Origin of the sequence: Pseudomonas sp. CFBP13528 (assembly GCF_005233615.1) — a bacterium.
In the GTDB taxonomy this organism is placed as follows: domain Bacteria; phylum Pseudomonadota; class Gammaproteobacteria; order Pseudomonadales; family Pseudomonadaceae; genus Aquipseudomonas; species Aquipseudomonas fluorescens_AM.
In genome coordinates this window covers 113,000-139,133 of sequence record NZ_QGAJ01000013.1, presented here as the reverse complement: position 1 = coordinate 139,133, position 26,134 = coordinate 113,000, and the positions used below count along the sequence as shown (strand labels likewise).

Genomic DNA, 26,134 nt, shown 5'->3' with positions numbered 1-26,134 from the left:
AGGGGCAAGGCGTGTTGATCCAGGTCAGCCGGTCGGCATGGGCCTTCTGCATAATGCGCCAAGTGTTTATCATGGCCGGCTGCTACGTCTGGTTTCCCTGCGACGGGAAGCTGTTGGCCAGGCGCTTATCTTCAGGAGTTGCTGCATGACCTTTTCTTTGGCCGCCAAATTGTCGGTGTTGCTGCTGTTTATCGGCAGTACGCTGTATGTGCACCTGCGCGGCAAGGCCCGTTTGCCGATGCTGCGCCAGTTCGTCAACCATTCGGCGCTGTTCGCCCCGTATAACGCCTTGATGTACCTGTTTTCCGCAGTGCCGTCCAAGCCCTACCTGGACCGCAGCAAGTTCCCGGAACTGGACGTGCTCAAGGACAATTGGGAAGTGATCCGCGAAGAGGCCATGCACCTGTTCGACGAGGGTTATATCCGCGCCGCCGAAAAGAACAACGACGCCGGTTTCGGCTCGTTCTTCAAGAAAGGCTGGAAGCGCTTCTACCTCAAGTGGTACGACAAACCGCTGCCATCGGCCGAAGCCCTGTGCCCGAAAACCGTGGCGCTGGTCAGCAGCATTCCCAACGTGAAAGGCGCGATGTTCGCGCTGTTGCCGGGCGGTAGCCACCTCAACCCGCACCGCGACCCGTTTGCCGGCTCTTTGCGCTATCACCTGGGGCTGTCCACGCCGAACTCCGACGACTGTCGCATCTTCGTCGATGGCCAGGTCTATGCCTGGCGCGACGGTGAAGACGTGATGTTCGACGAAACCTACGTGCACTGGGTGAAGAACGAGACTGAAAAGACCCGTGTGATCCTGTTCTGTGACATCGAGCGGCCGTTGAGCAATCGCCTGATGACCCGCATCAACCGTTGGGTCAGCAAGCAACTGGGACGCGCGACCGCGCCGCAGAACCTGGACGACGAGCGCGTGGGCGGGATCAACCAGGCGTATGCCTGGAGCAAGACCTTCAGCGACACGTTCAGCGGCCAGGTCAAGCAGTGGAAGCGCAAGCATCCCAAGGCCTACCGCATTGCGCGGCCGGTGCTGGCGGTGCTTGTCCTGGTATTGCTGTGGAAGTGGCTGTTCGGCTGATTTGAAATGTGGAATACCGTCAATGTGGGAGGGGACTTGCCCCCTCCCACATTGGTTTGGCAGTGTTGCTTAAGAGGCGATCAACTGGCGCAGCACATAGTGCAAGATCCCACCCGCCTTGAAGTATTCCACCTCATTCAAGGTATCAATCCGGCACAGCACCTCGATCTTCTCGCGGCTGCCATCTTCGCGCGTAATCACCAACGTCAGGTTCATCCGTGGTTCGATCTCGGCATCGGTCAGCCCGAGGATATCGATCTTCTCCTTGCCGGTGAGCTTGAGCGCCTTGCGGTTCTGGTCCAGCTTGAACTGCAGCGGCAGTACGCCCATGCCCACCAGGTTGGAGCGGTGGATACGTTCGAAGCTCTCGGCGATCACCGCCTTGACCCCCAGCAGGTTGGTGCCCTTGGCCGCCCAGTCGCGGCTCGAACCGGTGCCGTATTCCTGGCCGGCGATCACCACCAACGGGGTGCCCGATGCCTGGTACTTCATGGCGGCATCGTAAATCGCCATCTTCTCGCCGGTGGGGATATACAGGGTGTTGCCACCTTCTTCGCCACCGAGCATTTCATTGCGGATACGGATATTGGCGAAGGTACCGCGCATCATCACTTCATGGTTGCCGCGACGTGAGCCGTAGGAGTTGAAGTCCCGTGGCTCCACGCCTTGCTCGCGCAGGTAACGGCCGGCGGGGCTGTCGGTCTTGATGTTGCCGGCGGGGGAGATGTGGTCGGTGGTCACCGAGTCGCCAAGCAGGGCCAGCACGTTGGCACCCTTGACGTCTTTGATCACTGGCAGTGGGCCGGCGATGTCGTCGAAGAACGGCGGATGCTGGATATAGGTGGAGTCCTGCTGCCACACGTAGGTCGCCGCCTGCGGTACCTCGATCGCTTGCCACTGTTCATCGCCGGCAAACACTTCGGCGTATTCCTTGTGGAACATCCCCGTGGTGACCTGGGCCACCGCGTCGGCGATCTCCTGGCTGCTGGGCCAGATGTCCCTCAGGTACACCGGGTTGCCGTGCCGGTCGTTACCCAGCGGCTCGCTGCTGATGTCGATACGTACCGTACCGGCCAGCGCGTAGGCCACCACCAGGGGCGGCGAGGCCAGCCAGTTGGTTTTCACCAGCGGGTGCACGCGGCCTTCGAAGTTGCGGTTGCCGGACAATACCGATGCGACGGTGAGGTCGGCTGTCTGGATGGCTTTTTCAATCGGCTCGGGCAGCGGCCCGGAGTTGCCAATGCAGGTGGTGCAGCCGTAGCCCACCAGGTCGAAACCGAGTGTGTCCAGATAGTGAGTGAGGCCGGCCGCGTTGTAGTAGTCGGTGACCACTTTCGAGCCCGGCGCCAGCGAGCTCTTGACCCATGGTTTGCGCGTCAGGCCTTTTTCCACGGCCTTCTTCGCCAACAGCCCGGCCGCCATCATTACGCTGGGGTTGGAGGTGTTGGTGCAGGAGGTAATGGCGGCGATGACCACGGCACCGTTTTTCAGGCGATAGGTGTTGCCTTCGTATTCATAGTCGGCTTCGCCCACCAGGTCGGCATTGCCCACGGCGACACCGCCGCCGCCTTCGCTTTCCAGGCGGCCTTCTTCCTTGCTGGTGGGTTTGAATTGCAGGTCGAGGAAATCACTGAACGCCTGGCCGACGTTGGGCAGGGCGACGCGGTCCTGCGGGCGTTTCGGCCCGGCGAGGCTGGCTTCGACGCTGCCCATGTCCAGGGCCAGGGTGTCGGTGAAGATCGGCTCCTGGCCGGCGTGGCGCCATAGGCCCTGGGCCTTGGTGTAGGCCTCGACCAGCTTGACGGTTTCTGCCGGGCGACCGGACAGGCGCAGGTAGTCCAGCGTTACCTCGTCGACCGGGAAGAAGCCGCAGGTGGCGCCATACTCCGGCGCCATGTTGGCAATGGTGGCACGGTCGGCCAGCGGCAGGTCGGCCAGGCCGTCGCCATAGAATTCGACGAATTTACCCACCACGCCTTTTTTGCGCAGCATCTGGGTCACCGTCAGCACCAGGTCGGTGGCGGTGATGCCTTCTTTCAATTTGCCGGTAAGCTTGAACCCGATCACTTCCGGGATCAGCATCGATACCGGCTGGCCGAGCATCGCCGCTTCCGCTTCAATGCCGCCCACGCCCCAGCCGAGTACGCCCAGGCCGTTGATCATGGTGGTGTGGGAGTCGGTGCCCACCAGGGTGTCGGGGAAGGCGTAGGTGCGGCCGTCTTCATCCTTGGTCCACACCGTGCGGCCCAGGTATTCCAGGTTGACCTGATGGCAGATGCCGGTGCCCGGTGGCACCACGCTGAAGTTATCGAAGGCGCTCTGGCCCCAGCGCAGGAAGGCGTAGCGTTCGCCGTTGCGCTGCATTTCGATATCGACGTTCTGCTCGAAGGCGTCGGCGTTGCCGAACTTGTCGACCATGACCGAGTGGTCGATCACCAGGTCGACCGGCGACAGCGGGTTGATGCGCTGCGGATCGCCGCCGGCCTTGGCCACGGCGGCGCGCATGGCGGCCAGGTCGACCACGGCGGGCACACCGGTGAAGTCCTGCATCAGCACACGGGCGGGGCGGTATTGGATTTCGCGGTCGGACTGGCGTTCCTTGAGCCAGGCGGCGATGGCCTTGAGGTCAGTGCCGGTGACGGTTTTGTTGTCCTCCCAGCGCAGCAGGTTTTCCAGCAGCACTTTGAGCGACATCGGCAGCTTGTCCAGGTCACCCAGGCTCTTGGCGGCTTCGGGCAGGCTGAAGTAGTGGTAGGTGTTGCTGTCTATTTGCAGTGTCTTAAGGGTTCTCAGGCTATCAAGGGATGACATTACATGACTCCTTATGATCCGCACGGCCACGGACCTGACGGGACGAACAGAGCGTTCAACTTAGCGCTGTTTTCATTAGCAGGCTAATAACTGGACTCTATCGCTGAGTCCAAGGTTCCGAACTCGGCTATCATGCGCGCGTTTTCATGACAGGTATTGCGATAGAGCAATCCAGTTGCCAGGAGATTCAATTGAACACCCTTTTTATGCACTGCCGCCCGGGTTTTGAAGGCGAAGTCTGTTCCGAGATCGCGGAACACGCCGCGCGCCTGAACGTATCCGGCTACGCCAAGGCCAAGACCGGCAGCGCCTGCGCCGAATTTGTCTGCACTGAAGAAGACGGCGCGCAGCGCCTGATGCACGGCCAGCGCTTCGCCGAGCTGATCTTCCCAAGGCAGTGGGCGCGCGGGGTGTTTATCGACCTGCCGGAAACCGACCGTATCAGCGTGATCCTCGCCCACCTGCGGGAGTTCCCGGTGTGCGGTAGCCTGTGGCTGGAGATGGTCGATACCAACGATGGCAAGGAACTGTCGAACTTCTGCAAGAAATTCGAAGTGCACCTGCGCAAGGCCTTGCTTAACGCGGGCAGGCTGGTGGACGACCCGAGCAAGCCGCGCCTGCTGCTGACGTTCAAGAGCGGCCGCGAAGTGTTCATGGGCCTGGCCGAGCCGAACAACTCGGCAATGTGGCCCATGGGTATCCCGCGTTTGAAGTTCCCGCGTGACGCGCCAAGTCGCTCGACCTTGAAGCTGGAGGAGGCCTGGCACCACTTCATCCCCCGCGAACAATGGGATGAACGCCTGCACGGCGACATGACCGGTGTCGACCTCGGCGCGGCCCCCGGTGGCTGGACCTGGCAGTTGGTCAACCGGGGCATGCTGGTGACCGCCATTGATAACGGCCCCATGGCCGAAAGCCTGATGGACACCGGTCTGGTGCAGCACTTGATGGCCGACGGTTTCACCTTCGTCCCCAAGCAACCGGTGGACTGGATGGTGTGCGACATCGTCGAGAAGCCTGCGCGCAACGCGGCGTTGCTGGAAACCTGGATCGGCGAGGGGCATTGCCGCGAGGCGGTGGTCAACCTCAAGCTGCCGATGAAGCAGCGTTATGCCGAGGTGAAGCGTTTGCTCGAGCGGATCGAAGACGGCTTCAAGGCCCGTGGCATTCGTGTGGAAATCGGCTGCAAGCAGCTGTACCACGACCGTGAGGAAGTGACGTGCCACTTGCGTCGACTGCTGGACGTAAAGAAACCCAAGAGACACTGATATCCAATGTGGGAGCTGGCTTGCCTGCGATAGCGGTATCACTGTCGAAATGTATGTTGAATGTGCCCCCGTCATCGCGGGCAAGCCCCCTCCCACAGGGAGTCGGGTTCGTTTAGGAGTGAAGTATGAGTCTTGAATTGCCCGTCGACGGCATCCTCGACGCCACTGGCCTCAACTGTCCGGAGCCGGTCATGATGCTGCACCAGCACATCCGTGACCTGCCGGCGGGCGGCCTGCTCAAGGTGATCGCGACCGACCCGTCGACCCGCCGCGATATTCCCAAGTTCTGTGTGTTCCTTGACCATGAACTGGTCAGTCAGCAGGAAGACGCCGGCACGTACCTTTACTGGATCCGCAAGAAAGCCGCCGAACCCTTGTAGGAGCGAGCTTGCTCGCGAAAAACGCTAACGATCACGCAGCGCTTCTGGTTTAACCCGGCGCTCTCAGGTTTTTCGCGAGCAAGCTCGCTCCTACACGGCGCGCGTAAGCGCGGTGCCTGCATGGATACGCCGGCGCGCACTGCGCGCCAGGCGCACCAGCAGCATGCCGGCCGCGCAACTCAGGCCCACGATCAGGCCCTGCCACAAGCCGCTTGGGCCGCTGGGTTCGCCCAGCCAGTCGGTCAGCCCGAGGGCGTAACCTACCGGCAACCCCACGCCCCAGTAGGCAAACAGGGTCAGTACCATGGTCACCCGTGTGTCCTGGTAGCCGCGCAGCGCGCCGGCGGCGGTCACCTGGATGGAGTCGGAGAACTGGAACAGCGCCGAGAACACGAGCAGCATCGATGCCAGGTGGATCACCACCGGGTCGGGGGTGTAGATCGCCGCAATCTGCTCGCGAAACACCAGCATCAGGCTGCAGGACAAGCAGGCATAGGCCAGCGCTGTGCCCATGCCAACGCCAGCGGCAAAGCGTGCTTCACGCGGTTCGCCACGGCCCAGGGCCTGGCCGACGCGCACGGTGACGGCCATGCTCAGGGAGTAGGGGATCATGAACACCAGGGAGCTGACATTCAGCGCGATCTGATGGCCGGACACCACCGTGGCGCCCAGGCTGCCCAGCAGCAGGGCAATGACGGCGAAGATGCTCGATTCGGCAAAGATCGCCACGCCAATCGGCAGGCCGATCCCCAGTACGCGTTTGATCACCGCCCATTGCGGCCAGTCAAAGCGCTTGAACAATTCACTGCTCTGATACGCCGCGCCCCAGCGCGTCCACCCGGCCAGGCCGAGCATCATCACCCACATCGCGATCGCCGTCGCCCAGCCACAGCCCACGCCGCCCATGGCCGGCAGGCCGAGATGGCCGTAGATGAAGATGTAGTTCAGTGGAATGTTCAGCGCCAACCCGCACAAGCCCATGACCATGCTCGGCCGCGTACGCCCCAGGCCGTCACTGAAGCAGCGAAACACGTAGTACAGCGCAATGGCCGGCATCCCGGCCGCGATGCCATGCAGATAGCCCATGGACGGCTCGATCAGGTCGGGCTCGACCTTCATTGCGTGCAGTATCGGCTCGGCGCACAGCAACAAGAGGGCGCCGCACAGGCCCACCACTACGGCCAGCCACAATGACTGGCGCACCAGAGGCCCGATTTCGTTGAACTTGCCCGCGCCATAGCGCTGCGCGACTTTCGGCGTAGTGGCCAGCAGGGTGCCCGTCATCAGCAAGTACACGGGGATCCAGATCGAGTTACCCAGGCCAACCGCCGCCAGGTCCTGGGGGCTGACCCGCCCGGCCATCACCGCGTCGACAAAGCTCATCGCGGTGGTTGCCAGTTGGCCGATGATGATCGGCAGGGCCAGCGTCAGCAGGCCGCGCACTTCCCGGCGGATGCGGGCGGGGCGGGTGAGGGTAGCGGTGGCAGTGTTCACGTACAGATGTCCAATAAAAAGGCAGTCGCAAGGACGGCGGATTCTACGCTTTGACGCAAGGGTCAGGAAAAAACCTGTGTTGCTGATTTGTAATGCGACTACGCAGGCACCCCTTAACCTGTGTGGTAGAAGGCTTGCCCCCTCCCACAGGGATCCCGGGTGTTACTTGAATCCCATGCCTGTACACTGCTGATCCGCCAAAGGAGCCTGCCATGCTGATTGTTGCCGACGAAAATATTCCGCTGCTCGATGCATTCTTCCGAGGGTTTGGCGAGATACGTCGCGTGCCCGGCCGCTCGATTGATCGTGCCGCGCTGGAGCAGGCCGATGTGCTGCTGGTGCGCTCGGTGACCAACGTCAACCGGGCCTTGCTCGAGGGCTCGAAGGTGGGGTTTGTCGGCACCTGTACCATTGGCACCGATCATCTGGACCTCGATTATTTCCGGCAGGCCGGTATCCAGTGGTCAAGCGCGCCCGGCTGCAATGCACGGGGCGTGGTGGATTATGTGCTGGGCAGCTTGCAGACCCTGGCCGAAATCGAAGGTGCCGACCTTACCCGGCGTACCTATGGCATCGTTGGCGCCGGTGAGGTCGGCGGGCGGCTGGTCCAGGTGCTCAAGGGCCTGGGTTGGAACGTATTGGTCTGTGACCCGCCACGGCAGATCGCCGAAGACGGCGACTACGTGAGCCTGCAACAGATCATCGAGCAGTGCGACGTGATCAGCCTGCACACGCCGCTGATCAAGTCCGGCAATGGCGCCACCTGGCATCTGTTTGATCGCCAGCGCCTGGAACAGCTCAAGCCCGGCGCTTGGCTGATCAACGCCAGTCGCGGCGCGGTGGTGGATAACGCCGCCCTGCGCGAAGTGTTGCTTGAGCGCGAAGATCTGCAAGCGGTACTGGATGTGTGGGAGGGTGAGCCGCAGGTGGATGCCGACCTGGCTGACCTGTGCGTACTGGCCACCCCGCACATCGCCGGCTACAGCCTCGACGGCAAGCAGCGCGGCACTGCGCAGATCTATCAGGCGTTCTGTGCCCACCTGGGCCAGGCGCCGAGCATTCACTTGAGCGACCTGCTGCCGCCACCGTGGCTGGCTGAGGTGCACCTGAACGCGTCGACCGACCCGGCCTGGGCGTTGGCGACCTTGTGCCGCAGCGTGTATGACCCGCGCCGCGATGATGCGGATTTGCGTCGCAGCCTTGTGGGAACGGTGGACGAGCAGCGCAAAGCCTTTGACTTATTGCGCAAGCATTACCCTGAGCGCCGCGAGATCGATGGCCTGAAGGTGCGCATCAACGGCGAGTCGGCCGTGTTGTCGAGCATGGTGGCCGCACTGGGCGCGGTCTGCGTTTAGACAGCCGATAAAAAACCCGGCCACCTGGGCCGGGTTTGAAAGAGCGTCGGCGTTTCAGCCTTGCTGCGCAGGCTTGACCAGGCGCTGTTCCAGTTCGCTGCACGCTTGCTGGATCATCTCTTCGGTAATCTGCACTTCGAGGCCCTTGGCATCGATGTAAGAGCAAGGCAGCTCCTGCGGTTGGCGGATCACTTCAATCTTGGCATCGCTGCTGTTCTGCAAGGTCATGGCCTGTCTCCTCATCAGGTTGTGTACCTACTTTAATTCCCCCGCGTGACCGAGCTATTACAACTCCATACACGTTCACCGGTTCGAACACCCAGTCCACCAGAAACCGGCACATATTTCCAGATCAGTCTTAGACCGATAGCCTCTAGCGGCCTCTATCGGCGGGCATAATTAACCTGACTCATTGTTATTTACACAAGTTCCCCCAATGTTGAGGGTCAGACTCCGTCAGTGGTGAAGCCCTATGTTTTCAACCCGTCAACGCCGCGCAATCCGCTTGGCCAGCCGCTTTATTGCGCCCTATCGCTGGCAGGCGCTGGGCGCCCTGCTGGCGCTGATTGTCACCGCCGGTATTACCTTGTCCATGGGGCAAGGCATACGCCTGCTGGTCGACCAGGGGTTCATGACCCAGTCCCCGCACCTGCTCAACCAGTCCATCACGCTGTTCATGCTGCTGGTGCTGGGCCTGGCGGTGGGTACGTTCACGCGCTTCTACCTGGTGTCGTGGATCGGCGAGCGCGTAGTGGCGGACATTCGCCGGCAGGTGTTCAACCACCTGATTTACCTGCATCCCGGTTTCTACGAGAACAACCGCAGCTCGGAAATCCAGTCGCGCCTGACCACCGACACCACCTTGCTGCAATCGGTGATCGGCTCATCGCTGTCGCTGTTCCTGCGCAATGCCTTGATGGTCATTGGCGGTATCGTGCTGCTGTTCATCACCAACCCCAAGCTCACCAGCATTGTCGTGGTGGCATTGCCGTTGGTGCTGGCGCCGATCCTCATCTTCGGCCGGCGTGTGCGCAGCCTGTCGCGGCTGAGCCAGGACCGCATCGCCGATGTCGGCAGCTATGTGTCCGAAACCTTGGGCCAGATCAAGACCGTGCAGGCCTATAACCATCAGGCGCAGGACGAACAGCGTTTTGCCCTGACCGTGGAGGAGGCGTTTGCCACTGCGCGCAAACGCATCCTGCAGCGGTCCTGGTTGATTACCCTGGTGATCATGCTGGTGCTCGGTGCCGTGGGCGTGATGTTGTGGGTCGGCGGGATGGACGTGATCAACGGGCGCATTTCCGGCGGTGAGCTGGCGGCGTTCGTGTTCTACAGCCTGATCGTCGGCAGCGCCGTCGGCACCTTGAGCGAAGTGCTTGGCGAATTGCAGCGGGCCGCCGGCGCGGCAGAGCGGATTGGCGAACTGTTGCAGTCGAGCAACGAAATCCAGGCGCCGGCCAGCGGCAGCGTGCGCTTGCCGGAGCGTGTCAGCGGGCGCATGGCGCTTGAGGACCTGCGCTTTTCCTACCCGTCGCGGCCAGACAGCTACGCCATCGATGGCCTGAACCTGACGATCAACCCCGGCGAAACCCTCGCGCTGGTGGGCCCTTCCGGCGCGGGTAAATCGACGCTGTTTGACCTGCTGCTGCGCTTCTACGACCCCCAGCAAGGCCGCATCCTGCTCGAAGGCCAGCCGCTGACCGAACTCGACCCGCTGGACCTGCGCCGCCACTTCGCCCTGGTCTCCCAGAGCCCGGCGTTGTTTTTCGGCAGCATCGAGGACAACATCCGCTACGGTAACCCCACCGCCACCCGCGAACAGGTCGAAGCCGCTGCGCGTATCGCCCATGCCCACGACTTCATCCTGCAAATGCCCGACGGCTACCAGACCCACCTGGGCGACGGTGGCCTGGGCCTCTCCGGCGGTCAGCGTCAACGCCTGGCCATCGCCCGTGCCTTGCTGGTGGATGCGCCCATCCTGCTGCTCGACGAAGCCACCAGCGCCCTCGATGCCCAGAGCGAACACCTGATCCAGCAGGCCCTGCCGCAATTGATGCAGGGCCGTACCACCCTGGTGATCGCGCATCGCCTGGCCACGGTGAAAAACGCCGATCGGATTGCGGTGATGGACCAGGGCAAGCTGGTGGCCGTGGGCACGCATCAGCAGTTGATTGCGAGCAATCCGCTGTATGCGCGGTTGGCGGCGTTGCAGTTCAGTGATGGCGGGCAGGAGGAATGAAGCTGCAGTGTGCTTGCGCCTTAGGGCATCATATGGCCTTTCGATAAATGATCTGGATGAGGATATGAGCCGTTATCAACCTCCGTTGACGCTGACGACAAAGATGCTGGCTCTAGTGGCCGATATCAGTGAGCAGATCGGTCAGCTCTCGGCGGGCAATGATAGCCGCCAGACGCCTCAGCTGAGGCGCGGTAACAGGATTCGCACCATTCAGGCTTCGCTCGCGATCGAGAACAATACGCTCAGCGTCGAGCAAGTCACCGCTGTCCTGGAGGGTAAGCGAGTACTGGGCCTGCCACGGGAAATCCAGGAGGTGCGCAACGCCTTTGCAGCCTATGAGGCGATGCCGCACTGGACGCCGAGTGATCGTGCTGACCTGCTGAAAGCCCACGAACTGCTGATGTTCGGATTGATAGACGATGCCGGACGGTTTCGTCACTCGGGGGTTGGCATTTATCGCGGCGAGCAATTGGTCCATATGGCGCCGCCCGCGAGTCGCGTTGCGCAGCTGATCGATGATTTGCTGCAATGGCAGTCAGCTTCAGATTGGCACCCTTTGATCGCCAGTTGTGTATTCCATTACGAGTTCGAATTCATCCATCCCTTTGCAGACGGCAATGGACGAATGGGGCGGCTCTGGCAGACGTTGATACTCAGCCAATGGCGTCCGGCGCTCGCTTATCTGCCAGTGGAGGCGGTCATTCGGGATCAGCAGGATGCCTACTATGCTGCGCTTTCGGCGGCGGATCAGCAGGCAGAAGCGACGCCCTTTGTTGAATTCATGTTGCAAGCCTTGAGCCTGGCGCTGGCTGAGGCGGTGTAAAGCCGACTCATAAAAAATGCCCGCATCTCTCAATGCGGGCATTCCTCTTGAAGCTTCAAACTTGCCGCTTGAAGCTGCCCCTCTTACTGGTCATCAAAATACCGCTCATGCCAATCCACCAACGGCTGCGGCGAATTGAGCTTCTGCCCGTAGATCACTGAATAAGACAGCACGTTCTGCACATACTGGCGGGTTTCGTCGAACGGGATGCTTTCCACCCACACGTCGAAACTCAGGTGATCGGCACCGCGCAGCCATTGACGCACGCGGCCGGGGCCGGCGTTGTAGGCGGCGGAAGCGAGTACACGGTTGCCGTTGAACTGGCTGTGCACCTGGCTCAGGTAGGCGGCGCCGAGCTGGATGTTCTTGTCCGGGTCCAGTACCTGGGCCGGGGAAGCCAGGGGAATGCTGAACTTGCGTGCGGTTTCCTTGGCGGTACCGGGCATCAGTTGCATCAGGCCGCTGGCGCCGACGCCGGAGCGGGCATCGTCCATGAAGGCACTTTCCTGACGGGTAATCGCGAACACCCAGCTCGAATGCAGGCCGCGCACCTTGGCTTCGCGCACCAGGGTGTCGCGGTGGGCCATCGGGAAGCGGATGTCCAGGTCGTCCCAATACTGCGCCTGACTGATCGTGCGGATCGCCGGGAAGTACCACTTCATGTCGTAGGCCAGCTTCGCCTGCGCGACCATTTCATCACGGTTGAAGTGACGGCTGACGTGGTACCACTCGCGGCGGCCATCGACGATCTGGCCACGGGCGTAGAACTCCAGGGCACGGCGCACGCCTGGGGTATTGCGCACTTTATTGACCAGCGCCTGGCTCATCACCAGCGGCTTGTTGTTCAACTGGTAAGGGGTCTTGGAACGGTCGGCGGCGAGGAAGCCGTAGAAGTCGCGTTCCTTGGCCACGTTTTTGTACAGCACCAGCGCCTGCGGGTTTTTCGGTTCGGCCAGCTCCAGGCTGCGCGCCTGCCAGTAGCGCCAGCGGTTGGTGGTGGCCAGGTCCTGGGGCAGCTTGCGGGTCAGTTGGTAGGCATCTTCCCAGCGCGCCAGGCGCAGCAGCAGGCGCAGGCGCCATTCCGAAACGGTGTTGTCACGCAACTCCGGGTCGTACTTGGTCATTACCTCCAACGCACGAGGGTCGTAGCGACGGGCGAGCGTCAGGCCGATTTCCCGGGCAATCGAGACTTTTTCGTCACGGGAGAAGTGCATGCTGCTGGCGTAGCCGTCCAGCAGGGCCATGGCCTTGTCCGGGTCCTGGCGGGCCAGTCGGCGCAGGCCCAGGCCCACGGCGTCGGACATGGCCTCGGTGGCCGGCAGGAAGCGCGACGGGTCGCTGAGCATGTCGGGTTTTTGCGCCACGTCGATCATCAGGCGGCCCTGGGCGCCGAGCGTCGGCAGGGTTTTCACCAGGCTGTTGGCCAGTGCGTAGTTGCGTGCTTCGGCGGCAAGCTTGGTGCGGTCCCAGATTTTTTGTTCGGTCAACTGACCGTCAGATGCCCATTGGCCAAAGGTCACATCACAGGCGGCCGGCTGGGATTTGCCGGTCATCCACAGCTTTTCGGCGGTCTTGTAGCCCTCGGCCTTGAGGTTGTGGGTCAGTTGGTACTGGCCATGCAGGCAGTCCAGCTCGACGAAGTTGAGCTTGGTATCGTAGTACTTTTCAAAGGTTTGCCAGTCACCCCGTTCGGCCAGCCAGCGCAACCAGCGCAGCTTCATCCAGTTGGCTTGGGGCAGGTCGCCGTTTTTGGCGAGGAACTGTTCGATTTCCTGGTTGCTCGCGGTTTTAAGCCGCGCGGTCAGTTCGTCATACGCCAGGTACGGCGTCAGCGGGTAGTCGGCCAGAGCCTGGCTGTATTGCATGTACGGGCCACTGTCACCCTTGGCGAGGGCGCGCTTGGCTTCATCGTAATATTGACGTTGGGTGGTGAGGTCCACGGCCTGGGCAGATTGAACGGCGGTGGCGGAAAGAAGCAGGCAGGATAAAAAGTTGAAAAGGCGACTGCGCATGAGACGTCCGTGCAGAGAAATCACGACTAGCACCGGCATCGCCGACACTGATTGCCCCTAGCTTAGCCTTTTGCCAGCGACCGGCGAAAGCTTTGCCGGCCGGTTGGTTCAAGTTCGCGGCAAATGTCCTGCAGAACGTGTCGGCAGCGAAAATGCAGGCCGCATCCCACCCTCAACTCAGGTAGAATGCGCGCCCAGTTTTTGGAGAAGCGTATGACCCTGCTCAAATTCAGCGATGTGTCCCTTGCTTTCGGCGCTATGCCGTTGTTGGACAAGGTGTCCTGGCAGATCGCCCGTGGTGAGCGGGTGTGCATCATCGGCCGCAACGGCACCGGCAAGTCGAGCATGATGAAGCTGGTAAAAGGCGACCAGAAGCCCGATGAGGGCTCTGTCTGGCGCGCTCCGGGCCTCAAGATTGGCGAATTGCCGCAGGAATTGCCGGTAGCCGACGAGCGGACAGTGTTCGACGTGGTTGCCGAAGGCCTGGACGGGGTTGGCGAATTGCTTGCGCAATACCATCACCTGGCGCAGAACTGCGTCACCGAAGCCGACCTGGACAAGCTGATGCATGTCCAGCAAGACCTCGAAGCCCGCGATGGCTGGCGCTTGCAGCAACTGGTCGACAGCACCCTGAGCCGCCTGCAACTGCCGGCCGACAAGACCCTCGCCCAGTTGTCCGGCGGCTGGCGTCGTCGCGTGCTGCTGGCCCAGGCTCTGGTGTCCGAGCCGGATCTGCTGCTGCTCGACGAGCCGACCAACCACCTGGATATCGGCGCCATTGCCTGGCTGGAAGAAGCCCTCAAGGATTTCCAGGGCGCCGTGCTGTTCATCACGCACGACCGTTCCTTCCTGCAAAACCTGGCCACCCGCATCCTCGAGCTGGACCGTGGCGGCCTGATCGACTGGAACGGCGACTACGCCAGCTTCCTGGTGCACAAGGAAGCCGCACTCTCGGCTGAAGAGACCGCCAACGCGCTGTTCGACAAGAAACTGGCCCAGGAAGAAGTCTGGATCCGCCAGGGCATCAAGGCGCGTCGCACCCGTAACGAAGGCCGTGTGCGTGCGTTGAAAGCGCTGCGGGTTGAGCGCAGCGAACGTCGCGAACGCACCGGCAAGGCCAATATCCAGCTCGACACCGCCGACAAGTCGGGCAAGCAGGTGATGGTGCTGGAGAACGTCAGCTTCCATCATCCGGAAGGTCCGTTCCTGATCAAGGACTTCTCCATGGTCCTGGCGCGCGGCGACCGTATCGGTCTGCTGGGCGCCAACGGTACCGGCAAGACCACCTTGCTCAAGCTGATGCTCGGCGGTTTGCAGCCAACCAGCGGCACGGTGGAAGAGGGCACGCGTATCGACGTGGCTTACTTCGATCAGTTGCGCCACCAGTTGGACCTGGAGAAAACCGTGATCGACAACGTCGCCGAAGGTCGCGACTTTATCGACATCGACGGCCAGAGCCGCCACGTACTCAGCTACCTGGGCGACTTCCTGTTCAGCCCGCAACGTGCACGTACGCCGGTCAAAGCCTTGTCCGGTGGCGAGCGCGCGCGCCTGCTGCTGGCCAAACTGTTCAGCAAGCCGGCGAACCTGCTGGTGCTCGACGAACCGACCAACGACCTCGACGTGGAAACCCTCGAGTTGCTCGAAGAAGTGCTGTTGACCTTCAACGGCACCGTACTGATGGTCAGCCACGACCGGGCATTCCTCGACAACGTGGTGACCAGCACCCTGGTCTTCGAAGGTGAGGGCAAGGTACGCGAGTACGTCGGTGGTTATCAGGACTGGCTGCGCCAGGGCGGATCGCCGCGCCTGCTGGGCGTGACCGAGAGCAAGTCCGGCAAGGCCGACCTGACCTCTGCGGTCGTCGCGCCTGTGGCCGCCGCTGCTCCGGTACAGGAAGCTGCGCCCGCCACCAAGAAAAAGCTCAGCTACAAGCTGCAGCGCGAGCTGGAAGCCTTGCCGGGTGATATCGATGCCAAGGAACAGCAGATTGCGGCAGTAGAGGCCGAGATGGCTGACGCCGGTTTCTACCAGCGCCCGGCAGCGGAAACCGCTGCGGTCATCGCCTCCCTGGAGACGTTGAACCAGGAGTTGGAAGCGCTGGTTGAGCGTTGGGCCGAGTTGGATGCCTGAGTGATCGGCCCGCAATGAAAAAGCCCGGCGCTGTTCTATGAGCGCCGGGCTTTTTCATATGAATGCGATTCAAGTGTGGGAGGGGGCTTGCCCCCGATAGCGGTGTACCCGTCAGCAGATATATCAACTGACAGAATGCTATCGGGGGCAAGCCCCCTCCCACATTGGATCGCCATCGATCTTACGAACTTTTAACCAACTTGACGGCCAGCACATCACACGGCGCGCCATGCAGCACATCATTGGCAGTGGAGCCCAACAGCAACGCCAGGCCATGGCGGCCATGGCTGCCGACCACGATCAGGTCGCAGCCTTGCTCCTTGGCCAGATGATGGATTTCCTGGCGCGGCTGGCCGTAGGTGAGGTGGCACGCGTCTTTAGTCAACTGAGGATATTTGACGATCAACCGCTCAAGACGCTCCTTGGCCTGGTCAAATTGCTGTTGCTGCAACTGGGAAAGATCCATGGGCACGTCGCCGCCGAAGGCCATGGCCATCGGCTCAACGATATGCACCAGCGACAGTTTGGCGCCATTGGCAATTGACGATTCCTGCGCGCGCTTGATCACTGGATCGCACTCTTCGGTCAGGTCGACGGCGACCAGAATATGGGTATAGGGCATGGGGCGTTCCTCCAGGGAGACTGCAATAGGTTCAGTATGGCTGCTTTCAAGCGGATCGGCTTGCGTCAGGTCAAATCCGCTCATCTAGAAATTCGGGAGTACACATATGACGGTCTGGATAGTGGTGTCAATCCTTGTTGTGGTGCTGAGCCCTTTGGCATGGCTGCGCCCCTCGCGCCACCAGAGCGGGCGCATGGCGCTGCGCATGGAGGCGCGCCGCATCGGGCTGGCCATGCAACTGACGCCCCAGGAATGGCCGCACTGGCTCAAGCAAGAGCCGCCGAGCCCCTGCGCGCAGTACTGCCGGCCACGGCGCGGCAACGCGCCGGCCATCTGGAGTTACTGGCAGTGGGAACCGGGTGTGTGGGTCAACCAATGGCGCGAGGTGTGCGTGGATGAGAAGTTGTTGCCGCATTTTTCAACGCTGCCGGCTAACGTCTACAAGGTCGAGGCGGACAAGCAAATGATCGCCTTGTACTGGGGCGAGAAGGGCGATGCCAGTGTGTTGAAGGATATCGACGCGCTGCTCAAAGCCCTGGCCTGATAGGACCCACTCATTGTAGGAGCGAGCTTGCTCGCGAAAAACCCGAGAGCGCCGCGTTAAAGCCGAGTTAGCTGCGTTATGGGTGGCGATTTTCGCGAGCAAGCTCGCGCCTGCAGAAAAACCGGAAGGCCGGGCAATAAAAAGCCCGACTCATCATCGGGCTGGAGCTGGCCAGGCAGGCCGGTAAATCCTCAGGTTGCGGTTAGCCTAGCCGCCAATCCCTTTCTGTACAGCCTTTTCCCACATCTTTCCTATTATTGATCCTGTGAATAGTTGGATATTGACGGCTTGCTATCCTGTGCTCCGGGTTCTGAACTGACTGGAAAGTCGCGTTTTTCCTAGCCTTTGGAGCGATTGACAATTGCCCGGAATTGGATGAAGGTGGCGTACCCAAATCAAACGGGCGTATGAATTGAGCGTTTGTCCTACAGACGGCTCTGACATAACCCCGACTATCGCACTGGCGGGTGTGCCTGGCGGATTGGCGTGAGCATTGATGCAGGTGTCAATGTCCAACCAGAGGCCAGCGTTCGGTGTGTACTGTTCAGCTTCCATATCGTGGAGATCAGTTGATGATTTACGAAGGTAAAGCCATCACGGTTAAGGCTCTTGAAAGTGGCATCGTCGAATTGAAATTCGACCTCAAGGGTGAGTCCGTCAACAAGTTCAACCGTCTAACCCTGAACGAACTGCGTCAGGCCGTAGACACCATCAAAGCAGATGCTTCGGTCAAGGGCGTGATCGTCTCCAGCGGCAAGGACGTGTTTATCGTCGGCGCTGACATCACCGAATTCGTCGACAACTTCAAGCTGCCCGATGCCGAGCTGGTGGCTGGCAACCTTGAAGCCAACAAGATTTTCAGCGATTTCGAAGACCTCAACGTACCCACCGTTGCTGCGATCAACGGTATCGCCCTGGGCGGCGGCCTGGAAATGTGCCTGGCGGCGGACTTCCGCGTCATGTCGACCACTGCCAAAATCGGCCTGCCTGAAGTCAAGTTGGGCATCTACCCAGGCTTCGGCGGTACCGTGCGCCTGCCGCGCATCATCGGTGCCGACAACGCCATCGAATGGATTGCCGCCGGCAAGGAAAACCGTGCTGAAGACGCGCTGAAAGTCGGCGCCGTCGATGCTGTGGTTGCCCCGGACAAACTGGCCGAAGCCGCGCTGAACCTGATCAAGGGCGCCATCAGCGGCGAATTTGACTACAAGGCCAAGCGTCAGCCGAAGCTGGAAAAACTCAAGCTCAACGCCATCGAGCAAATGATGTCGTTCGAAACCGCCAAGGGTTTCGTGGCTGGCCAGGCCGGCCCGAACTACCCGGCGCCGGTTGAAGCGATCAAGACCATCCAGAAAGCCGCGAACTTCGGTCGCGACAAAGCCCTGGAAGTGGAAGCTGCGGGCTTCGTCAAACTGGCGAAAACCTCGGCGGCCCAGAGCCTGATCGGCCTGTTCCTGAACGATCAGGAGCTGAAGAAAAAGGCCAAGGCCTACGACGAGATCGCCCGCGACGTGAAACAGGCCGCCGTACTCGGCGCCGGTATCATGGGGGGCGGCATCGCTTACCAGTCGGCGTCCAAAGGCACGCCGATCCTGATGAAGGACATCAACGAGCACGGTATCGAGCAGGGCCTGGCGGAAGCCGCCAAACTGCTGGTGGGCCGCGTTGATAAAGGTCGCATGACCGCTGCAAAAATGGCTGAAGTGCTTAACGGTATTCGTCCTACGCTGTCCTACGGCGATTTCGGCCACGTCGACTTGGTGGTCGAAGCCGTTGTCGAAAATCCGAAGGTCAAGCAGGCGGTATTGGCTGAAGTCGAGGCGCAGGTCAAAGACGACACCATCCTGGCCTCCAACACCTCGACTATTTCCATTTCGCTGCTGGCTCAGGCCCTCAAGCGTCCGGAAAACTTCGTCGGCATGCACTTCTTCAACCCGGTGCACATGATGCCGCTGGTGGAAGTGATCCGTGGCGAGAAGTCCAGTGAACTGGCCGTGGCCACCACCGTTGCCTACGCCAAGAAAATGGGCAAAAACCCGATCGTGGTCAACGACTGCCCGGGTTTTTTGGTCAACCGTGTGCTGTTCCCCTACTTCGGCGGTTTCGCCAAGCTGGTCAGCGCCGGTGTGGACTTCGTGCGCATCGACAAGGTCATGGAGAAATTCGGCTGGCCCATGGGCCCGGCGTACCTGATGGACGTGGTCGGTATCGACACCGGCCACCATGGTCGCGACGTCATGGCTGAAGGTTTCCCGGACCGCATGAAAGACGACCGTCGTTCGGCGATCGACGCGCTGTACGAGGCCAAGCGCCTGGGCCAGAAGAACGGAAAGGGTTTCTACGCCTACGAGGCCGACAAGAAGGGCAAGCAGAAGAAAGTAGCCGACCCGTCGGTGCACGAAGTGCTGGCCCCGGTCATCTACGAGCAGCGTGAGGTGTCGGACGAAGACATCATCAACTGGATGATGATCGCCCTGTGCCTGGAAACCGTACGTTGCCTGGAAGACGGCATCGTCGAGACCGCCGCCGAGGCCGATATGGGCCTGGTGTACGGTATTGGTTTCCCTCCATTCCGTGGTGGTGCGCTGCGTTACATCGATTCGATCGGTGTGGCCGAGTTCGTTGCCCTGGCTGACAAATACGCTGATTTGGGCCCGCTGTACCACCCGACCGCGAAGCTGCGTGAGATGGCCAAGAATGGCCAGAGCTTCTTCGGTTAAGCGCCCAATCGACTAGAGCGAGAATATTTATGAGCTTGAATCCAAGAGACGTCGTGATTGTCGACTTCGGTCGCACGCCGATGGGCCGCTCCAAGGGCGGCATGCACCGCAACACCCGCGCCGAAGACATGTCGGCGCACCTGATCAGCAAGCTGCTGGAACGCAACGTCAAGGTTGACCCGAACGAAGTCGAGGACGTGATCTGGGGCTGTGTGAACCAGACCCTGGAACAGGGCTGGAACATCGCGCGCATGGCGTCGTTGATGACCCAGATCCCGCACACCGCGGCCGGCCAGACCGTGAGCCGCCTGTGCGGTTCGTCGATGAGCGCGCTGCACACCGCTGCGCAAGCGATCATGACCGGCAACGGCGATGTGTTCGTGGTCGGCGGCGTGGAGCACATGGGCCACGTCAGCATGATGCACGGCGTCGACCCTAACCCGCACATGTCGCTGTACGCGGCAAAAGCCTCGGGCATGATGGGCCTCACCGCGGAAATGCTCGGCAAAATGCACGGCATCACCCGTGAAGCCCAGGACGCGTTCGGCCTGCGTTCCCACCAGCTCGCCCACAAGGCGACCGTGGAAGGCAAGTTCAAGGATGAAATCATCCCGATGAACGGCTATGACGAGAACGGTTTCCTCAAACTGTTCGACTACGATGAAACCATCCGTCCGGACACCACCCTGGAAAGCCTGGCGGCGCTGAAGCCGGCGTTCAATCCAAAGGGTGGCACCGTGACGGCCGGTACGTCGTCCCAGATCACCGACGGCGCTTCGTGCATGATCGTGATGTCGGCGCAGCGTGCCCAGGACCTGGGCATCCAGCCGCTGGCGGTGATTCGTTCGATGGCTGTGGCGGGTGTGGACCCGGCGATCATGGGCTATGGTCCGGTGCCGGCCACACAAAAAGCCTTGAAGCGCGCGGGCCTGACCATCTCCGATATCGACTTCTTCGAGCTCAACGAAGCTTTCGCCGCACAGGCCCTGCCCGTGCTGAAAGATCTGAAAGTACTCGACAAGATGAATGAGAAGGTTAACCTGCACGGCGGCGCGATTGCCCTGGGCCACCCATTCGGTTGCTCCGGTGCACGCATCTCCGGCACATTGCTTAACGTGATGAAGCAAAATGGCGGCAACCTTGGGGTTGCAACCATGTGCATTGGTCTCGGCCAAGGTATTTCCACCGTCTTCGAACGCGTTTAACCGTTCGCTTGACGGAAGCCGGGGCCCAGTGCCCCGGTTTTTGTTTTTTGGGATTTTTTAATATTTTTTTTCAACAAATTTTGTACGAGGGCCAGAGCATGAAAGTCGAACCAGGGCTCTACCAACATTACAAGGGGCCGCAGTACCGCGTTTTCAGCGTGGCACGGCATTCCGAAACCGAAGAAGAAGTGGTGTTTTACCAAGCCCTGTATGGCGAATACGGCTTTTGGGTGCGCCCCTTGAGCATGTTCCTGGAGACCGTCGAAGTTGACGGCGAGCAGGTCCCGCGCTTTGCTTTGGTCCAGGCAGAACCCAGTCTTTTTTCAGGGCAATAACCACAGGTCGCGCAGAATACTGCGCTTGACCTCATCTTGTTGCCACTATATATAGCGTTGCCGCGACAGGCGCCAACTGCCTTTCACTTCTCGAATTCAGGAATTTTCCGATCCATGGGCAAATCGCTGGTCATTGTGGAATCCCCGGCTAAGGCCAAGACCATCAACAAGTACTTGGGCAACGAGTACGTGGTGAAGTCGAGTATCGGCCATATCCGAGACCTGCCCACCAGCGGTTCGGCTAGCGCCAGCAAGGAGCCTGCCGCCAAGCGCGGCAAGGCGGCTGCGGGCGAAGGTCCGGTGCTCACCCCTAAAGAGAAAGCGCGCAAGCAGCTGGTCTCACGCATGGGTGTGGACCCGGACCATGGCTGGAAGGCCAAGTACGAAATCCTTCCGGGCAAGGAAAAGGTCATCGAAGAGCTGCGCCGGCTTGCCAAAGATGCCGACACCATCTATCTCGCAACGGACTTGGACCGCGAAGGGGAGGCTATTGCCTGGCACCTGCGGGAAGCCATCGGCGGTGACGACAGCCGCTACAAGCGCGTGGTATTCAACGAAATCACCAAGAAAGCCATCCAGGAAGCCTTCTCCAAGCCGGGCGAACTGGACATTGACCGCGTCAACGCCCAGCAGGCCCGACGTTTCCTCGACCGCGTGGTGGGTTACATGGTCTCGCCGCTGCTGTGGGCGAAAATTGCCCGTGGCCTGTCCGCCGGTCGTGTGCAATCGGTTGCGGTGAAGCTGGTGGTGGAGCGTGAGCGTGAGATCCGCGCGTTCAACCCCGAAGAGTATTGGGAAGTCCACGCCGACCTCGGCACCGCCAAGGGCGCCAACGTGCGCTTTGAAGTGGCCCGCGAAAAAGGCGAGGCCTTCAAGCCGCTGAACGAAGCCCAGGCCATGGCTGCGCTGGAAAAGCTCAAGGCCTCCAGCTACAGCATCGTCAAGCGTGAAGACAAACCGACCAGCAGCAAGCCGTCGGCACCGTTCATCACTTCCACCCTGCAGCAGGCCGCGAGCAACCGCCTGGGCTTTGGTGTGAAGAAAACCATGATGATGGCCCAGCGTCTGTACGAAGCGGGTTACATCACCTACATGCGTACCGACTCGACCAACCTGTCGCAAGACGCGGTGGCGATGGCGCGTACTTATATTGAAAGCGAATTTGGCAAGAAGTACCTGCCGGAAAAGCCCAACGTCTACAGCAGCAAGGAAGGCGCACAGGAGGCTCACGAAGCGATTCGCCCCTCCGACGCCAACACCGAGCCCAGCAAGCTGAGCGGCATGGAGCGCGACGCTGAACGCCTCTACGAGCTGATCTGGCGTCAGTTCCTGGCTTGCCAGATGCTGCCGGCGCAATATCTGTCGACCACGGTAAGCGTGGGCGCCGGTGATTTCGAGCTGCGTGCCAAGGGCCGTATCCTCAAGTTCGACGGCTATACCCGTGTGATGCCGCAGATCGCCAAGCCTGGCGACGACGATGTGCTGCCGGATATGGCTCAGGGCGATACGTTGAAGCTGATCAAGCTCGACCCGTCCCAGCACTTCACCAAGCCGCCGGCGCGTTATTCGGAAGCCAGCCTGGTCAAGGAGATGGAGAAACGCGGTATCGGTCGTCCTTCGACCTATGCGGCGATCATTTCCACGATTCAGGACCGTGGCTACGTGGCGCTGCACAACCGCCGCTTCTATTCGGAAAAGATGGGCGATATCGTCACCGAGCGTCTGTCCGAGAGCTTCTCCAACCTGATGGACTACGGCTTCACCGCCGGCATGGAAGAGAACCTCGATGACGTGGCCCAGGGCGAGCGCGACTGGAAAAACGTGCTGGACGAGTTCTACGGCGACTTCAAGAAAAAACTCGAAGTGGCCGAGAGCCCTGAGAGTGGTATGCGCGCCAACCAGCCGGTCATGACCGACATTCCGTGCCTCACCTGCGGCCGGCCGATGCAGATTCGTACCGCCTCCACCGGCGTGTTCCTGGGGTGTTCGGGCTACAGCCTGCCGCCCAAAGAACGCTGCAAGGCCACCGTCAACCTGGTACCGGGCGATGAAATCGCCGCGGATGACGAGGGTGAATCGGAGTCGCTGGTGCTGCGTGGCAAGCACCGTTGCCCGATCTGCAGCACGGCGATGGATGCCTATCTGCTGGATGAAAAGCACAAGCTGCACATCTGCGGTAACAACCCGGATTGCAACGGCTACGAGATCGAAGAGGGCACCTACCGCATCAAGGGCTACGAAGGTCCGAGCCTGGAGTGCGATAAGTGCGGCAGCGAGATGCAGCTCAAGACCGGGCGTTTCGGCAAGTTCTTCGGTTGCACCAACCCGACCTGCAAGAACACCCGCAAACTGCTGAAAAGCGGTGATGCGGCGCCGCCGAAAATGGATCCGGTGAAGATGCCCGAGCTCAAGTGCGAGAAGGTCAACGACACCTATATCCTGCGCGACGGTGCTTCGGGCCTGTTCCTGGCCGCCAGCCAGTTCCCGAAAAACCGCGAGACCCGTGCACCGCTGGTGCTGGAGATCGTGCCGCACAAGGACGAGATCGATCCCAAGTACCACTTCCTGTGTGAAGCGCCGAAGAAGGACCCGGATGGTCGCCCAGCCGTGATCCGCTACAGCCGCAAAACCAAGGAGCAGTACGTGCAGACCGAAGTCGACGGCAAGCCTACCGGCTGGAAGGCGTTCTACGACGGTGGTAAGTGGAAGGTCGAGGACAAGCGCCAGGGCGCTTGATTGAGTAATCTGGGAAATACAAAGGCCGCCTTCATAGGCGGCCTTTTCTTGGTGTAGGAGCGAGCTTGCTCGCGAAGGTCGTTAACGATGACGCGAGAAATCTGATACACAGTGGTGCTCTAAAGTTTTTCGCGAGCAAGCTCGCTCCTACAAGCCAGCATCAGGCCTAATTCGTTGTGGAGATTGCCGTCATGGCCAACGAACTCTATACCCGTACCAATCAGAAAATTTATTTCGCGGGTTTGTCCCTGGAGGCCCTTGGCCGTGCCGAGGTGGGGAAGGAGATGAATGCCATCGCGCTGGTCCAGGCGGGGCGTGAAGCCGCTTTGTTTCACCTGTACGGCGCCTTGCTGGGGCTATGCCATGAAATCGCCGGGTTCTACCGCCTGCCCCAGGCAGGTTCGCCCCGTGCTGAAATGATCATGACCCGGGAAGTATTGGACACCATGGCTATCCCGGAATTGGCCGAGCTGGTGGAAATGGCCCAGAGCCCGGACAGTTGGGTAGCGCGCCTGCTCAAGGCACATGCCGACATGTTCCAGCCGCCCCGTGTCCCTCATGTACCCAAGGGTGATGTGACGCAGCCATTGATCATGGCGGTTTCGTTGGAAGCGGAGGAACCCAAGCCTTTGAGTCGCGAAGAGCTGGAAAGCTGGCGCGAGGCGCTGAAAAAGCTGGCATTGCGCTTTCGCGAAGGCCTGAACGAGTGCTGAGCGGGCAAGCCTGCACGCGACAACACTGATATAATCCCACGCTTTCGTGGAGAACAGACTTTTATGCCAACGTCCTTTCTGGAAATTGTTGAACTGCCTGACGGCCGAATCGAGCTGCGCCGGGCTGAGGACGAAGGTTCTCTGGTCACCCTGAACTTCTCCGAAGACGCAAAAGCGTTCCTGCAAGGCCAGCATGTGGAAGTGGCTAAAGCCATGTTGAGCGTCGGGGTGCAAATGGCCGGTCGCCTGGCTGAAGGCGAGCCGGAAAAGGACGATGGCCCAAGGGTTCTTCACTGAGCCCGGTGTAACCGTTCACCCTTATCCCAATCGAATATTCAAGCTCTGCGCATCACCTGTGTGAGCGGCACTGATCAACTGCTGCTTGGCCGTTGCGCTCAACGGGTTCAGCCAGCTCACCACGGTATGGCTGCGGCCCAGGCGCAAGGCTTCACAGGTCAACTGCTGGGCACTCTGTGCGCCCCTTGGCTGCAGCAACAGAATCCTTTCACGGTTGAGGCCGGCATCCCTTAGCCAAGCCTGGGTCAGACTGGCGGGCGGGGCGATCAGGGTCAACCAGCGCGCGTCCTGCTCTTCACTGAGTTCGCGAAGGATCGGCGCCAGCAGGCTCAAGCAGCTCCCGGCAGCACCACGCAACGACAATTCACTGAATACCTCGGGTTCACAGCTCCAGGGAGCTTCGACCGTTTCCTTGAGGAGGGGCGCAAGGGGTTGAGCCATGAAGGCCTCGAACAGCGACAGTTGTGTGTGTTGTGGGGTGTGCACGAGCTGCATGATGTCTCCTTTAGCGGCGAATGACGCCGACACTCAAGCCTTCGATCACCAGGTCCTGGTCTTTGAGGTTCACTTCAATCGGCGCGAACTCCGGGTTCTCGGCCATAAGCCAGACCTTGCTGCCTTCACGCTTGAAGCGTTTGACGGTGACTTCATCGCCGATCCGGGCCACGACGATCTGGCCATTGCGGGCTTCGCGGGTGGTGTGAACGGCCAGCAGGTCACCGTCGAAAATGCCCACGTCCTTCATACTCATGCCGTGCACACGTAGCAGGTAGTCGGCACGAGGATGGAAGAAGGTCGGGTTGATGTTGCAGGACTCCTCGACGTGCTGTTGCGCCAGGATCGGTGCACCAGCGGCCACTCGACCGATGATCGGCAGCGTCGATTCGTCGGCCTTGGCTTCGAAACCAGGGATGCGTATGCCGCGTGAAGCCCCTGGGGTCATTTCGATCGCGCCTTTGCGAGCGAGGGCCTTAAGGTGTTCTTCAGCAGCGTTGGGAGACTTGAAACCCAGTTCCAACGCGATTTCGGCGCGTGTCGGTGGATAACCGTTGTCATCAAGGCAGCGCTTGATAAAAGCCAGAATCTCAGCTTGGCGTGGCGTCAGTTTTAGCATGTTGATCGCTCTGTCTTTTTATACAGTGACTGGGATTATATACAGTGAATCGCGCTTGGCAATCATCCTTTTTTGCGCCTCCGCTGGACGGTCATTCATCCGCGTTACTGCAAGGCGAAGATAGCGCTGCCTACAGACCGTGGAGGATGTGATTAAATAGCGACGAAATAGATGACTGCCCGGCCGGAAAACGGGCGCGCAGGCTTGACAAGACATACCCTGAAACGTATGTTTCAAACAAGTGTTTGT

General features: G+C 60.6%; 20 protein-coding genes and 2 pseudogenes. 15 read left to right on the top strand and 7 right to left on the bottom strand.

The window, feature by feature from the left end:
- The first annotated feature begins 145 nt into the window (after positions 1–145).
- Positions 146–1,084 (top strand): aspartyl/asparaginyl beta-hydroxylase domain-containing protein, encoded by a 939-nt coding sequence (locus PspCFBP13528_RS21080; RefSeq protein WP_065950507.1) that lies wholly within the window; start codon positions 146–148, stop codon positions 1,082–1,084.
- Between the two features lie 69 nt (positions 1,085–1,153).
- Here the strand turns inward: PspCFBP13528_RS21080 and acnA are convergent, their stop codons facing one another.
- The gene (gene acnA / locus PspCFBP13528_RS21075) at positions 1,154–3,895 is read right to left on the bottom strand and encodes an aconitate hydratase AcnA (protein WP_137201430.1); all 2,742 of its coding nucleotides are present in this window, start codon (positions 3,893–3,895) and stop codon (positions 1,154–1,156) included.
- Between the two features lie 191 nt (positions 3,896–4,086).
- Between acnA and rlmM the strand changes: the two genes are divergently transcribed.
- The gene (rlmM, locus tag PspCFBP13528_RS21070; RefSeq protein ID WP_065950505.1) at positions 4,087–5,163 is read left to right on the top strand and encodes a 23S rRNA (cytidine(2498)-2'-O)-methyltransferase RlmM; all 1,077 of its coding nucleotides are present in this window, start codon (positions 4,087–4,089) and stop codon (positions 5,161–5,163) included.
- A gap of 125 nt (positions 5,164–5,288) precedes the next feature.
- Positions 5,289–5,543: a sulfurtransferase TusA gene (tusA, locus tag PspCFBP13528_RS21060; protein WP_137201429.1), complete on the top strand. Its 255-nt coding sequence runs from the start codon at positions 5,289–5,291 to the stop codon at positions 5,541–5,543.
- Between the two features lie 90 nt (positions 5,544–5,633).
- Here the strand turns inward: tusA and PspCFBP13528_RS21055 are convergent, their stop codons facing one another.
- Positions 5,634–7,037 carry an MATE family efflux transporter gene (locus tag PspCFBP13528_RS21055; protein ID WP_065950503.1) on the bottom strand — a complete coding sequence of 468 codons (1,404 nt, stop codon included), beginning with the start codon at positions 7,035–7,037 and terminating at the stop codon, positions 5,634–5,636.
- A gap of 212 nt (positions 7,038–7,249) precedes the next feature.
- On the opposite strand from PspCFBP13528_RS21055, the gene pdxB reads away from it, so the two are divergent.
- Positions 7,250–8,392: a 4-phosphoerythronate dehydrogenase PdxB gene (pdxB, locus tag PspCFBP13528_RS21050; RefSeq protein ID WP_137201428.1), complete on the top strand. Its 1,143-nt coding sequence runs from the start codon at positions 7,250–7,252 to the stop codon at positions 8,390–8,392.
- Positions 8,393–8,446: 54 nt separating this feature from the next.
- Here the strand turns inward: pdxB and PspCFBP13528_RS27660 are convergent, their stop codons facing one another.
- Positions 8,447–8,620, bottom strand: coding sequence for a PA1571 family protein (locus tag PspCFBP13528_RS27660; RefSeq protein WP_175413266.1), 174 nt, complete (start codon positions 8,618–8,620; stop codon positions 8,447–8,449).
- Between the two features lie 244 nt (positions 8,621–8,864).
- On the opposite strand from PspCFBP13528_RS27660, the gene PspCFBP13528_RS21045 reads away from it, so the two are divergent.
- Both PspCFBP13528_RS21045 and PspCFBP13528_RS21040 read left to right on the top strand, forming a co-directional pair.
- Complete coding sequence (locus PspCFBP13528_RS21045) at positions 8,865–10,631, top strand: ABC transporter transmembrane domain-containing protein (RefSeq protein ID WP_101219126.1); 1,767 nt, start codon at positions 8,865–8,867, stop codon at positions 10,629–10,631.
- Positions 10,632–10,695: 64 nt separating this feature from the next.
- Positions 10,696–11,448, top strand: a pseudogene (locus PspCFBP13528_RS21040) (Fic family protein); the annotation flags it as partial.
- A gap of 89 nt (positions 11,449–11,537) precedes the next feature.
- Here PspCFBP13528_RS21040 and PspCFBP13528_RS21035 read toward each other — a convergent pair.
- Entirely contained in the window at positions 11,538–13,466 is a 1,929-nt protein-coding gene (locus PspCFBP13528_RS21035) for a transglycosylase SLT domain-containing protein (protein WP_101219124.1), read from the bottom strand.
- A 213-nt stretch (positions 13,467–13,679) separates the two neighbouring features.
- On the opposite strand from PspCFBP13528_RS21035, the gene PspCFBP13528_RS21030 reads away from it, so the two are divergent.
- On the top strand, positions 13,680–15,599 hold the full coding sequence (locus PspCFBP13528_RS21030; protein WP_065950498.1) for an ATP-binding cassette domain-containing protein: 1,920 nt from the start codon (positions 13,680–13,682) through the stop codon (positions 15,597–15,599).
- 181 nt (positions 15,600–15,780) lie between these two features.
- Here PspCFBP13528_RS21030 and PspCFBP13528_RS21025 read toward each other — a convergent pair whose 3' ends face one another.
- Complete coding sequence (locus PspCFBP13528_RS21025; protein WP_065950497.1) at positions 15,781–16,221, bottom strand: universal stress protein; 441 nt, start codon at positions 16,219–16,221, stop codon at positions 15,781–15,783.
- 106 nt (positions 16,222–16,327) lie between these two features.
- On the opposite strand from PspCFBP13528_RS21025, the gene PspCFBP13528_RS21020 reads away from it, so the two are divergent.
- The 8 genes and pseudogenes from PspCFBP13528_RS21020 to PspCFBP13528_RS20990 all read left to right on the top strand — a co-directional run bounded on the left by PspCFBP13528_RS21020 (position 16,328) and on the right by PspCFBP13528_RS20990 (position 24,771).
- The gene (locus PspCFBP13528_RS21020) at positions 16,328–16,765 is read left to right on the top strand and encodes a hypothetical protein (protein WP_137201427.1); all 438 of its coding nucleotides are present in this window, start codon (positions 16,328–16,330) and stop codon (positions 16,763–16,765) included.
- Positions 16,766–17,337: 572 nt separating this feature from the next.
- On the top strand, positions 17,338–19,485 hold the full coding sequence (gene fadB / locus PspCFBP13528_RS21015) for a fatty acid oxidation complex subunit alpha FadB (RefSeq protein WP_065950495.1): 2,148 nt from the start codon (positions 17,338–17,340) through the stop codon (positions 19,483–19,485).
- 29 nt (positions 19,486–19,514) lie between these two features.
- On the top strand, positions 19,515–20,690 hold the full coding sequence (fadA, locus tag PspCFBP13528_RS21010) for an acetyl-CoA C-acyltransferase FadA (protein WP_024074080.1): 1,176 nt from the start codon (positions 19,515–19,517) through the stop codon (positions 20,688–20,690).
- 98 nt (positions 20,691–20,788) lie between these two features.
- The gene (locus PspCFBP13528_RS21005; RefSeq protein ID WP_065886336.1) at positions 20,789–21,025 is read left to right on the top strand and encodes a DUF1653 domain-containing protein; all 237 of its coding nucleotides are present in this window, start codon (positions 20,789–20,791) and stop codon (positions 21,023–21,025) included.
- A gap of 114 nt (positions 21,026–21,139) precedes the next feature.
- Positions 21,140–23,761, top strand: a complete 2,622-nt coding sequence (topA, locus tag PspCFBP13528_RS21000) for a type I DNA topoisomerase (protein ID WP_053136569.1) — start codon at positions 21,140–21,142, stop codon at positions 23,759–23,761.
- Between the two features lie 65 nt (positions 23,762–23,826).
- Positions 23,827–23,913: pseudogene (locus PspCFBP13528_RS27945) on the top strand (outer membrane lipoprotein carrier protein LolA); the annotation flags it as partial.
- Positions 23,914–23,952: 39 nt separating this feature from the next.
- Positions 23,953–24,474 (top strand): DUF6586 family protein, encoded by a 522-nt coding sequence (locus PspCFBP13528_RS20995; protein WP_137201426.1) that lies wholly within the window; start codon positions 23,953–23,955, stop codon positions 24,472–24,474.
- A gap of 63 nt (positions 24,475–24,537) precedes the next feature.
- On the top strand, positions 24,538–24,771 hold the full coding sequence (locus PspCFBP13528_RS20990) for a hypothetical protein (protein WP_065950493.1): 234 nt from the start codon (positions 24,538–24,540) through the stop codon (positions 24,769–24,771).
- Positions 24,772–24,792: 21 nt separating this feature from the next.
- On the opposite strand, the gene sulA is transcribed toward PspCFBP13528_RS20990, so the two are convergent.
- Entirely contained in the window at positions 24,793–25,266 is a 474-nt protein-coding gene (gene sulA / locus PspCFBP13528_RS20985) for an SOS-induced cell division inhibitor SulA (protein ID WP_101219119.1), read from the bottom strand.
- Between the two features lie 10 nt (positions 25,267–25,276).
- A complete protein-coding gene (gene lexA, locus PspCFBP13528_RS20980; RefSeq protein ID WP_017137423.1) occupies positions 25,277–25,885 on the bottom strand; it encodes a transcriptional repressor LexA in 609 nt (202 codons plus the stop codon).
- Positions 25,886–26,134: the final 249 nt, after the last annotated feature.